The sequence below is a fragment of the Saccharopolyspora sp. NPDC002376 genome, from assembly GCF_053593195.1.
This window is the reverse complement of the sequence record NZ_JBSFBZ010000023.1, coordinates 89,568-100,092: the sequence shown is the minus strand read 5'-3', so window position 1 is coordinate 100,092 and position 10,525 is coordinate 89,568. Positions and strand designations below refer to the sequence as shown.

Below are 10,525 nucleotides of genomic sequence, written 5' to 3'. Positions count from 1 at the left end.
TTGACCACGATGTTGTTCAACCGGCCCGCGCGTCGCGTGGGACCGAAGATGCCGGAGGGCGAACTCGCCCTCCAAGAGCCGCCACCGGTACCGGAATCGAAGAGCATGGCATCCCGAACGCGCCCGACTCACTGCCCGGGCTGTTCGTGGGAATCCTGTTGCCGGGTGTGCTGGTTATGTGCGGTTTCTGATCACTATTCTTCGGGTGCTGCTTCTTGCCGGAGGCAGATTGTCGGGTTTCCTTCACGGGGTGCCGCGAGAATGCGCGAAAGTTGTTGCGAGCAATGCATTTTCTCGGTTCCCAACGAGAATTCGACAGCCGTAGTCGCTGCGCGCGGCGACCCGCCGCTTCACCTACGGGCTCGGCCGGGCCGAAGACCTCGCCGGGCTGGTCATCCTCGCGATGATCGCGGCTTCGGCGGCGATGGCGGGCTGGGAGGCGATCCGGCGGCTGATCGACCCGCAGCAGGTCGATCACCTGGGCTGGCTCGCGGCCGCCGAGCTGCTGGGCTTCGCCGGGAACGAGCTGGTCGCCCGCTACCGCATCCGGGTGGGCCGGGAGATCGGTTCGGCCGCCCTGGTGGCTGACGGGCTGCATGCGCGCACCGACGGGTTCACCAGCCTCGCGGTGCTCGGCTCGGCCGGTGGCGCTGCGTTGGGCTGGCGGTGGGCCGACCCGGTGATCGGCCTGCTGATCACCGCGGCGATCGTCGCGGTGATCTGGGGCTCGGCGAAGGAAGTCCTCGGCCGGGTGCTAGACGCGGTGGACCCCGAGCTGGTCGGCCGCGCGGAACTGGCCTTGGCCAGCGCGCCCGGGGTGCGCGGGGTCGACGGGCTGCGGATGCGCTGGATCGGTCACGCGCTGCACACCGAGGCCGAACTGGACGTCGCCCCGGAGCTGAGCCTGGCGTATGCGCACCGCATCGCGCACGACGCCGAACACCGCCTGTGGCACGCCCTGCCGAGACTCGGCGGCGCGGTGATCCACACCCACCCGGCGGGCCCACAGGCAACCGCCGACCACGACCTGGTCGCACACCACCGGCGCTGAACAGGACCGCAAGCCGTTGAGCCGCTATCGAGGCTGTTCGGCACGCGGCGTTGTGGTGGGGCGCCTCGTGTCTCTGAAGCGTCGAGGCGCTCAAACTACCTACGGCAAATCCAGCGATGGGTGCGAGTGAACGGCCCGTTTGTGGCGTCTATGAGCCTGTTGCAATATCACGCCACTACGAACGATGATCAACCGATCACGGCTGAGATGGCCGCTGACAGCCGAACGGCAACGATCGAACCGGTTTTGGTGGGTCGGTTCGGCCGTTCTCGTCGAAAACACAACAGGCTCCTGTCCTTGTCACACCCAAAAAGGTCTACCCCCATCGGCCGTCGGCTGCGTAGCTTCGCGTGATCCAAGACGTGGGAGGTAGCGATGGCTGTGCCGGATCCGGATCGGGCAGAACTGCAAGCCGCAGCAGCGGAACTGGGGCTCGACCTCGACGATGCGACAACCGACTCCTACCTGGCGCTCATCGCGGCGAACGTAGAGGCGTACCGGGTGGTCGACGCGCTCTCGGAGCCTGTGGTGGAGATCCCGCAACGGCAGTGGCACGAGCCCGATGACGATACGTTGGGCGCGTGGTACGCGCGCACGGAGCTGCGCACCCGCGACGACGGGCCGCTGGCGGGTCGCACCGTTGCGCTGAAGGACAACGTGTGCCTCGCCGGGGTTCCGATGATGAACGGCTCGTCGACGCTGAAGGGGTACGTCCCGGACATCGACGCGACGGTGGTGACGCGGCTGCTCGACGCCGGCGCGACCATCGCGGGCAAAGCGCACTGCGAGTACTTCTGCTTATCCGGCGGCTCGCACACCAACGCCGACGGGCCCGTCCGCAACCCGCACCGGCCGACGCACTCCGCCGGCGGCTCCTCCTCTGGGTCGGCCGCGCTGGTCGCCGCCGGGCAAGTGGACCTGGCCATCGGCGGGGACCAGGGCGGTTCCATCCGGATCCCGTCGTCGTGGTGCGGCGCGGTCGGGATGAAGCCGACGCACGGCCTGGTGCCCTACACCGGGATCATGCCGATCGAGGCCACCATCGACCACGCCGGTCCGATCACCGCGAACGTCGCTGACAATGCGCTGCTGCTGGAGGTGATCGCCGGGCCGGACGGCCTCGATCCGCGCCAGGTCGGCACCCGGACGGGGGAGTACGGGAGGGCGCTCACCGGGGACTGCGCGGGCCTGCGGATCGGTGTGGTGCGCGAGGGTTTCGGCCTGGCTGGGTCCGAAGCCGACGTGGACGAGGCGGTGCGCGAGGCGGCGGGCGTGCTGGCCGGGCTCGGCGCGAAGGTCGCGGAAGTATCGGTGCCACTGCACAGCTCGGGCGTGGCGATCTGGAGCCCGATCGCCTTCGAAGGGCACGTGTGGCAGATGCTGCTCGGCAACGGGTTCGGCATGAACTGGCGCGGCCAGTACGTCACGAGCCTGCTGGAGGCGATGCGCGGCTGGCAGGCGCGGGTCGACGAGTTCAGCGAGCCGCTGAAGGCGTCGATGCTGGTCGGGAACCTGTTCCGGCGCCGCTACGGCGGTGCCACCTACGCGAAGGCGCAGAACCTGGCCCGCACCCTCACCGCCGCCTACGACGCGGCGCTGGCGGACTTCGACGTCCTGCTCATGCCGACGCTGCCGATGAAGGCGACACCGCTGCCGCCTGAGGACGCCTCGCGCGAGCTGATCGTGCAGCGGGCGTTCGAGATGATCGTCAACGTCGCGCCGTTCGACGCCACCGGCCACCCCGCGCTGAGCCTGCCCTGCGGGACCGGCGACGGCCTGCCGATCGGTATGATGCTCATCGGCCGCCACTGGGACGAGGCGACCCTCTACCAGGTCGCCCACGCCTTCGAGACCAACTCGGAAGCAGGCTGATCCGCGATCAAGGCCCGTGAGTGCTTTCTCTGCTATAGAGGCTGTTTCCGAACTCGTCCGGCGTGGCGCACTTCTCCACCATCAGGAACTTCGACGCCCACAAGCCCGGCCGGAACCGCCGGGGCGAGCCCGCGTGCGGCAAGCCCGCCGCGATGACGCGGGCTCGCCCCTCGGACGGCCGCGTCGTTCCCCTGTTCAAGGCCGTCGAGGCCGCACACGGAATCGTCTGGGTGGGCTGGTCCGAGGAGGGCCACCCGGACGCCGCCGAGAAGGAGGAGATCCCCGAATGAGCATGACCGCCATCGTCGGTGGCATCACCGACCCGGAGGAGCGTGAGGCCGCAGCGTCTCGCCTCCTCCGCGAGATCCGCCGCCGGAGTGCCGCCGCCGACACCGCCGAGCCCCGCATCACCCGCGCCGCGAAGCGCTGCCCATCCTGTGGCACGGTCAAGCCCGCCGCCGAGTTCGGACAGAACACCTCGCGCCCGGACGGCCTCCAGTCCGTCTGTCGTGCGTGCGCTAACCGAAGGCCCCGTCTCCCTCGTTGGGAGGCGGGGCCTTTTGCGTTTACACGGGTCGTGAGCGTTGCGGCACGGCGCGGCGGAGGGGCTGGAGAGTGGGGTTTTGGCCCTCAGAGTGGGATTTTGACCCCTTCTCCGTATCAACCCCTTATAGGACTCTCTCTATAAGGACTCAATACAGAGAGCCCCAAAACCCCACTCTCAGGCCCAAAACCCCACCTACTCGCCCGCCGCGTTTACACCCACCCACGTGAGCAATGAATCACGGCGCTCGCAGATATCACTAGTAGACCCCCTCGGACCTTCGAGGTCTGCCGATTGCGCGAGCCTGTTGGGGCGCCGCTGACCGGTCCAAGAGTGCGGGCGGGAGTGCGGCACTAGTCGCCCCGCCTGCCCACACCCCGCCGTGTGCGCTCCTCCTCTGCTACCGGGAGTTCGAGCGCCCGGCGGGACCTTTCCCCGCTAGCTCAACGGCAGAGCACCCGGTTGTTACCCGGGTGGTTCGAGGTTCGCTGATCAAAGATCTCCAGCAGTGATCAACTCGATCTCGGGTTTCGGGATCCATCGGCTGCCGACGATGCCACCTGCACCTTCGAAACCACCCGCAGCTGCGGCCTCCAACCTCTGCCCAAGCTCTACAGCAGATCCAGGCTGCGCGCTTTGGTGATTGCTTCGATCCTGTTGCGGGCGTCCAGCTTTCGCAGCGTGTTCTTCATATATCCCTTGACCGTGTTCGGGGAGAGGAACATGGCCGCCGCGATTTCGGTGGTGCTCTCGCCCAGCGCGGCCCTGCGCAGCACGTCGTACTCGCGGGTGGTGATCAAGCCGCGCTTCCGACGGCGCGGCGGTTGGGGAAGCCCATCCCCACGGGCGACCACCAGCAGGGTGCGCACGATCTCGCCGCGTCCCGCTTCTTTCGGCAGCACCCCGCGGGCCCCGGCGTTCATCGCGGCTTTCGCGATGGCGTGCTCCGGGGAGGAGGTGAAGACGACGGCGCGGACGTGCGGGTCCCTGCGCCGCAGTTCGGTGATGATCTCGGGCGCGAGCAGGTCGCTGAAGCACAAGTCGAGCAACACGACGTCTGGATGCGTGCGGGCGCCCGTCTCGATCGCTTCGCGCCCCGTCCCCGCGGACCCCACGAGCTTCAACGCCCGGCCGCCCCCGAGCAGTAAGCCGACTCCGGACCGCACCACAGGGTGGCGGTCCGCGACGAGCACTCGGACTTGCGAAGGGTTTCGCTGGTCGCCGAGTTGACGCTTCGCTTCCATGGCCGCTCCGTTCCACGCATCCGTTCCGACGGCCCGGCGGGGATTCCCCGGGGCCGGGTGTAGCCGGCTGCCGAGTGTGACCGGGCCGCCTCGACAGCGATCGAGAAGCAATCAGCGGACCAGGGTCCGCGGGACATCGGTCACCCGGACCCCGGCATGGGCCCGGTACCTGCGGTTGATGGAGATCAGGTTGGCGGTGAGCGCCTCCACCTGGCGGGAGTTGCGCAGCCCGCCGGCGTAGATCCCGCGCATGCCCGGGATGGTGTCCGCCAGTTCGATGACCGCATCGGTGGCGGCGCGGTCGTCGCCGACGACCATCACGTCGGTCTCCACCAGCGGTACCGACGGGTCCAGCAGCAAAGCCGCGGAGACGTGGTGGAAGGCGCCGACCACCCGGCTTTCCGGGCAGATCTGCTGCGCCTGCAGGCAGGCGCTGCCCTCCGGCACGTCGAGCGCATGGGCCCCGCGCTTGTCGAACCCCATCGGGACCACGCAGTCGACGACGATCTTGCCGATCAGCTCATCGGCCACTTTGGACAGGATCGGCGCGTGGCTGTCCCACGGAACCGCCACAACGACCAGGTCCGCGCGTGCTGCGCACTCCGTGTTGTCCATACCGGTCGCGATGGGGAGGTCTCGCGCGATCGAACGCGCCCGATCGGCGGATCGGGAACCGATCAGGACTTCGCGCCCGGCCAGGCCGAGCCGGCGGGCCAGGCCGCGACCTTGATCGCCGGTGCCGCCCAGCACACCGACCACCATGTCGGCTGGGCTCAGCGGGTTCTCAGCGGCGCGCGGGGCAGGCACCTTGACGTTCTCCTTCATCATCGGAATTCCTAGTCGCGTAGTTGGGGTAGAAATTCTGGCTGTTCGCCGGCCTCCGATGAACGGTTCGGCTACTGGCGGGAGGCGAGGACCCGCCAACACGCCATGCAGGTGTCCTCGCGTACCCAGGCGATCTCCGGTGCGATCCGCTGCAGTTCGTCAGTACTGACATCGACGCCGCACAACGCCTTGGCGACCAACCCGGGTTCGGCGTTTCGTGCGGCCCGATCGAAGGCGTGCCGACCACGGCTGACCGGCTGCCACCGCCCGATCTTCGTACCATCAGGCAACATTTCGACTCCTTCCGCTGATCGGCACTTGTCCGCTGACAGGCCATCTGGGAATTTGCTGCGACTGCCCCGCTCGCCTGTCGCCCGTGGCCGTGAGGCCCGCCGGTGACTGCCGGCCACTGCGAGAGCCTTGCGCTCTGGTCAGGTGCCCGCCGTCAGCGCGCGATTGTGATGGGCAGGTCCAGGAGGTGTCCGAGCCGGTCCCGCTTCGCCGTGAGGTAGTCGATGTTGTGCTGCGTGGGCTGCGTTTGCAGGGGCACCCGCTCGACCACCGGGATGCGGTGCTGCTGGAGGGCGTGCTGCTTGTCCGGGTTGTTGGTCAGCAGCCGAACGCGTTGAACGCCCAGTTCGGTGAGGACCTCCGCGGCGACCCCGTAGTCGCGGGTGTCGACCGGAAGCCCCAGGTGGGTGTTGGCGTCGACGGTGTCCAACCCCAGCGACTGCTGGACGTCGTACGCCTGCAGCTTCCGCCCGATGCCGATCCCGCGTCCTTCCTGCCCACGCAGGTACACCACGACGCCTCGGCCCACCCGCGCGATGGCGGCCAGCGCGGCCTGCAGCTGCGGCCCGCAGTCGCAGCGCAGGGAGTCGAACAGGTCGCCGGTCAGGCATTCGCTGTGGATGCGGACCAGCACTGGTTCGCAACCGCGCACCTCGCCGTGGACCAGCGCGACGTGCTCGACACCGTCCGCGGCGCGGTAGGCCACCGCCTGGAAATCTCCGTGCGGCGTGGGAATGGTCGCCCGACCTGAACAAGTGGTTGACCCGGTGGTGTCCACCGCGGGATGGGACATCGTGCCGCCTCCCTGACATTCGAACCGGACGCGGCGTCCGGTCAGTGACGTTGCCGTCGATCACGGTATGCACCGGCGGCGGTCGAACCGCCCGGACAATGAAATGTTGAGAATTACTTGATGGTGGTCTGATCTCGCCGGGCAACGCTGTTGCCGTGCTCACAAGAACGCTGACCGCCGGTGACGGGCGGACGCTGCACGGCTTGCTGGCCTGGCACGCCACTTACGCGCCTCGCCGCCCCTTCCTCGCCTTCGAGCAGGATCCGGGCCAGGTGCGCACGACCAGCTACGGCGAATTCTTCCTGCGGGCCCGGCAGGTCGCCGGTCTGCTCCGCGATGCCGGGATCCGCCCCGGCGACCGCGTCAACGTGCACCTCACGAACCAACCCGAGTTCTACGAGAGCTGGTTCGGCGCGGCGCTGGCGGGCGCGGTTCTGGTACCGACGAACCCGCTGGCCAGCGCGGACGAACTCGGCTTCGTGCTGCGGCACGCGAACTGCCGAGCGGTCATCACCGAGCGGGATCTACACCCAGTGGTGGTGGAGGCCGCAGCCGGAACACCCGTTTTCGTGGTCGGTTCCGGCGGTGCGGACGACTTCGACGCATGTGTCCGTGCCAGCTCGCCGCACGCGGTCGAGGACACGACGTCGGAGCAAACCGCCAGCGTCCTCTACACATCGGGAACCACCAGTCGCCCCAAAGGAGTTCTGGTCTCGCACGCCGCCTACGCCGCGGCTGGCGAGACGGTGGCCGGGCAGTTGCGGCTCGGGCCGGACGACCGGCAGCTCGTGGTGCTGCCGCTGTTCCACGGCAACGCCCAGTACTACTCGACGATGTCAGCCCTGGTGACCGGCGCGTCGATCGGCCTGGCACCGAAGTTCAGCGCTAGCCGGTGGTCGGCGCAAGCAGCAGCGCTCGACACCACGGTCACGAGCCTGTTCGCGGCCCCCATGCGCATGATCCTGGCGGCCGAGCCGTCAGAGCACGACCGCAGGCACCGGCTGCGGGCCGGGATGTTCGCCCAGAACGTCTCCGAAGCCGCGCTGCGGGAGTTCGAAGCCCGGTTCGGCGTACCGGTGGTGCAGCTGTACGGGATGACCGAGACCGTCACGCCGCCCACCATGGGGCCGTTGCACGGAGATCGCCGCCCGCACAGCATCGGCCGCCCGGTTCCGGGAGCCGTGCTGCGGATCGTCGACGAGTCGGGGAAGGACGTCGAACCCGGCGAGGCAGGCGAGCTGCTGGTCGGCGGCGAGCCGGGCCGGACGCTCATGACCGGTTACCTCGACGACCCGGACTCGACCTCGAAAGCACTGCGCGACGGGTGGCTGCACACCGGGGACACCGTGCGCGCCGATCAGGACGGCTACCTGCACTTCGTGGACCGCGCCAAGGACGTCATCAAGCGGTCCGGGGAGAACGTGGCGTCCACCGAGGTCGAACGCGTGCTCAACGAGCACCCCGCGGTCTTCGAGTCCGCGGTCGTGGCCGTGCCCGACTCGATGCGGGACGAAGCGGTCAAAGCCTTCGTGGTCCTGCACGCCGCCGCCGAAGCCGCCGCCGAGGAACTGCGGCAGTGGTGCGCGCAGCGGCTCGCGAAGTTCAAGGTCCCCGAGTTCGTGCAGTTCGTCGACCGTCTGCCGCGCACCTCGGTGGGAAAGATCCAGAAGCACCTGCTGCGCAACGAGTCTTCCGGCACTTCGCCGGAAATGTGAAGGGAGAACCATGGAGTTCAAGAAGGTCGTCGGCACCCGGCGGTCGATCCGCTACTACCAGCCGTGGCGCCCGGTGGATTCGGCGAAGATCCAGAAGGTGCTGGAAGCGGCCCGCCTGCAGTCCAACCACGGCAACGCCCAGCTGATCCGCAAGGCCGTCGTCGTGGTGCGGGAGGAGACGCCCAAGGAGATCTGGGACGGGCTCTGCGAGGCGCTGTACAACCAGCCGGCCGCGGCGCAGGCCCCGGTGCACATCTACTGGACCATCGACATGAGCGGCTGGGAGAGCATGCGTCCCGAACTGCTCAAGTTGATCGAAGTCGGCGCCCTGACCTCCAGCTACGGCTGGAGCGAGCAGTTCGTCGACGAAGTCCCGATGAAGACGCCGGACTTCAACGTGCTGGCCGGTGACGAGCGCTTCGCCGAGTGGCTGAGCGCGATCGAGATGGGCCTGGCCATCGGGGCCACCCTGCTCGCCGCTGTCGACGAAGGGCTGGGCACGGGCTTGTTGACCGGCAAGCGCGACCGGATCCGCGAGCTGCTGGGCATGCCGGAGCACGCCACCCCGGCGCAGATCCAGCTGCTGGGCTACCCGGCCGAGGACGCCGAGGCGGGCGGTCAGCGGCCGCGCCCGGACTTCGAGAAGCTGTACTTCCGCGGCAAGTGGGGCGAGAGCTTCGAGCGCGACCCGGAGGTCGTGCAGGAGCTGGTCGAGGCGGGCGAGATCCAGGCGGCTGCCCCGCAGCCGTGGCGCAAGGCGGAGATCCGTGCTCTGGCGGGGCTTTTCGGCCTGCCGGAGTGACGTGCCGGCGGCGATGTCGCGCTGCCGACATCGCCGCCACCCACCGCCGCAGTTCCACTTCGGGAGAGTCAATGTCACAGAATCTGTTCACCGACTTCGAAACCGTTCGCCGCTACGCCGACCAGCTCGACTCCGACCTGACCGAGGACGAGCGCGTGGGCCGCCTCGACACGCTGCGCGCGTTCGCGGAGTTCGTCGAGCGCACCCCGGACGAGATGGTCGCCGAGATCTTCAACACCCAGACGCGGAAGTACCGCAAGCGCGGCTTCTACACCGCGAAGATCAAGGAGTTCTCCGAGCAGCTCGACGTGCCCAGGGGGAAGCAGGTCGCCAAGGGCAACGTCATCCGGGCGTTCTTCATCGCCAACGGGCGGCGTGTGCCGCCGGAGATGCCGGAGTGGTTGATTTGATCACGCTGCTCGGGGGCGGCATCGGCGCCGCCCGGCTGTGGTGCGGCATCGCCGAGATCGCCGAGGAACCGCTGACCTTCGTCGTCAACACCGCCGACGACCTGTGGTTGCACGGGCTGCGCATCTGCCCGGACCTCGACACCGTCCTGTACGCGTTGTCCGGGCGCCAGGACACCGAACGCGGGTGGGGGATGGCGGACGAGACTTTCCGGTGCATGTCAGAGCTCAGCGGGCTGGGGGAGCAGACCTGGTTCCAGCTGGGCGATCGCGATCTGGCCACCCACCTGCTGCGGACCGGGCTGCTGAAAGCAGGCCGGACGCTCTCGGAGGTCACCGCCCGGTTGGCCGTCGGCATGGGAGTCCACCACCGGGTGCTGCCGATGACGGACGCCGAGGTCACCACGTTCGTGCGGGTGGCCACCGGGGAGACCCTTCATTACCAGGAATTCCTGGTGCGCCGCGGGGCACGCGACGCGGTCGAGGCCGCGAACTACCGCGGGATCGACGGCGCGCTCCCGGCTCCCGGCGTGCTGGAAGCCATCGCGCAGTCCAGGTTGGTGGTGCTGGGGCCGAGCAACCCGGTGGCCAGCATCTGCCCGGCGCTCGCTCTGCCGGGCGTGCGCGATGCGCTGCGAACGACCCCGGCCCAGGTCATCGCGGTGACCCCGGTGGTGTCCGATGTTCCGATCTTCGACCCAGGTGAGGCGACCCGGGCCCGCAGCCGCGCGGCGCTGCTGGCACAACGCGGTCTGCGCCACAACGCGGCCGGTGTCGCGGCGATGTACCGCGATATCTGCGACGTCTTCGTGGTCGACGAGGCGGACGCCGCGGAAGCCTCGGAGATCAACGAGATGGGCATTCGCACCGTCACGATGCCGACCCTGGTGAACGCGCCGCAGGACGGCGTGTCGCTCGCGAGGCAGGTGCTGGACGTCCAGGCAGGGACCGGGACGTTGGCGGCGACGTAGCGGCCTGCCG

General features: G+C 68.7%; 10 protein-coding genes, 1 tRNA gene and 1 pseudogene. 8 read left to right on the top strand and 4 right to left on the bottom strand.

Annotated features, from left to right (window positions below):
• Window positions 1-331: 331 nt before the first annotated feature.
• The 4 genes and pseudogenes from ACWCO2_RS17545 to ACWCO2_RS17530 all read left to right on the top strand — a co-directional run.
• Window positions 332-1,051: pseudogene (locus ACWCO2_RS17545) on the top strand (cation diffusion facilitator family transporter); the annotation flags it as partial.
• 375 nt (window positions 1,052-1,426) lie between these two features.
• On the top strand, window positions 1,427-2,923 hold the full coding sequence (locus ACWCO2_RS17540; RefSeq protein WP_450128768.1) for an amidase: 1,497 nt from the start codon (window positions 1,427-1,429) through the stop codon (window positions 2,921-2,923).
• Between the two features lie 62 nt (window positions 2,924-2,985).
• The gene (locus tag ACWCO2_RS17535; protein ID WP_450128767.1) at window positions 2,986-3,213 is read left to right on the top strand and encodes a hypothetical protein; all 228 of its coding nucleotides are present in this window, start codon (window positions 2,986-2,988) and stop codon (window positions 3,211-3,213) included.
• Window positions 3,214-3,900: 687 nt separating this feature from the next.
• A tRNA-Asn gene (locus ACWCO2_RS17530) sits at window positions 3,901-4,007 on the top strand.
• Between the two features lie 71 nt (window positions 4,008-4,078).
• Here the strand turns inward: ACWCO2_RS17530 and ACWCO2_RS17525 are convergent.
• The 4 genes from ACWCO2_RS17525 to ribA all read right to left on the bottom strand — a co-directional run bounded on the left by ACWCO2_RS17525 (window position 4,079) and on the right by ribA (window position 6,620).
• Window positions 4,079-4,711 carry a response regulator transcription factor gene (locus ACWCO2_RS17525; protein WP_450128766.1) on the bottom strand — a complete coding sequence of 211 codons (633 nt, stop codon included), beginning with the start codon at window positions 4,709-4,711 and terminating at the stop codon, window positions 4,079-4,081.
• Window positions 4,712-4,822: 111 nt separating this feature from the next.
• On the bottom strand, window positions 4,823-5,539 hold the full coding sequence (gene npdG, locus ACWCO2_RS17520; protein WP_450128765.1) for an NADPH-dependent F420 reductase: 717 nt from the start codon (window positions 5,537-5,539) through the stop codon (window positions 4,823-4,825).
• Between the two features lie 68 nt (window positions 5,540-5,607).
• Window positions 5,608-5,829, bottom strand: a complete 222-nt coding sequence (locus ACWCO2_RS17515; protein ID WP_450128764.1) for a zinc finger protein — start codon at window positions 5,827-5,829, stop codon at window positions 5,608-5,610.
• Window positions 5,830-5,981: 152 nt separating this feature from the next.
• Complete coding sequence (gene ribA, locus ACWCO2_RS17510) at window positions 5,982-6,620, bottom strand: GTP cyclohydrolase II (protein ID WP_450128763.1); 639 nt, start codon at window positions 6,618-6,620, stop codon at window positions 5,982-5,984.
• Between the two features lie 155 nt (window positions 6,621-6,775).
• Here ribA and ACWCO2_RS17505 point away from each other — a divergent pair, with 155 nt between their 5' ends.
• From ACWCO2_RS17505 to cofD, 4 genes are all read left to right on the top strand, one after another.
• Complete coding sequence (locus ACWCO2_RS17505) at window positions 6,776-8,335, top strand: AMP-binding protein (RefSeq protein ID WP_450128762.1); 1,560 nt, start codon at window positions 6,776-6,778, stop codon at window positions 8,333-8,335.
• Window positions 8,336-8,345: 10 nt separating this feature from the next.
• Entirely contained in the window at window positions 8,346-9,137 is a 792-nt protein-coding gene (locus tag ACWCO2_RS17500; RefSeq protein ID WP_450128761.1) for a nitroreductase family protein, read from the top strand.
• A gap of 71 nt (window positions 9,138-9,208) precedes the next feature.
• A complete protein-coding gene (locus tag ACWCO2_RS17495) occupies window positions 9,209-9,547 on the top strand; it encodes a hypothetical protein (RefSeq protein ID WP_450128760.1) in 339 nt (112 codons plus the stop codon).
• Window positions 9,535-10,515 (top strand): 2-phospho-L-lactate transferase, encoded by a 981-nt coding sequence (cofD, locus tag ACWCO2_RS17490; protein ID WP_450128759.1) that lies wholly within the window; start codon window positions 9,535-9,537, stop codon window positions 10,513-10,515. Before ACWCO2_RS17495 ends, cofD begins: the two co-directional genes overlap by 13 nt.
• The last annotated feature ends 10 nt before the right edge of the window (window positions 10,516-10,525 follow it).

What these genes read in the sequence shown, in the direction of transcription:
- ACWCO2_RS17540 (WP_450128768.1), top strand. Translation starts at nt 1,427, where the DNA reads ATGGCTGTGCCGGATCCGGATCGGGCAGAACTGCAAGCCGCAGCAGCG.
- ACWCO2_RS17525 (WP_450128766.1), bottom strand. Translation starts at nt 4,711, where the DNA reads ATGGAAGCGAAGCGTCAACTCGGCGACCAGCGAAACCCTTCGCAAGTC.
- npdG (WP_450128765.1), bottom strand. Translation starts at nt 5,539, where the DNA reads ATGATGAAGGAGAACGTCAAGGTGCCTGCCCCGCGCGCCGCTGAGAAC.
- ACWCO2_RS17515 (WP_450128764.1), bottom strand. Translation starts at nt 5,829, where the DNA reads ATGTTGCCTGATGGTACGAAGATCGGGCGGTGGCAGCCGGTCAGCCGT.
- ribA (WP_450128763.1), bottom strand. Translation starts at nt 6,620, where the DNA reads ATGTCCCATCCCGCGGTGGACACCACCGGGTCAACCACTTGTTCAGGT.
- ACWCO2_RS17500 (WP_450128761.1), top strand. Translation starts at nt 8,346, where the DNA reads ATGGAGTTCAAGAAGGTCGTCGGCACCCGGCGGTCGATCCGCTACTAC.
- ACWCO2_RS17495 (WP_450128760.1), top strand. Translation starts at nt 9,209, where the DNA reads ATGTCACAGAATCTGTTCACCGACTTCGAAACCGTTCGCCGCTACGCC.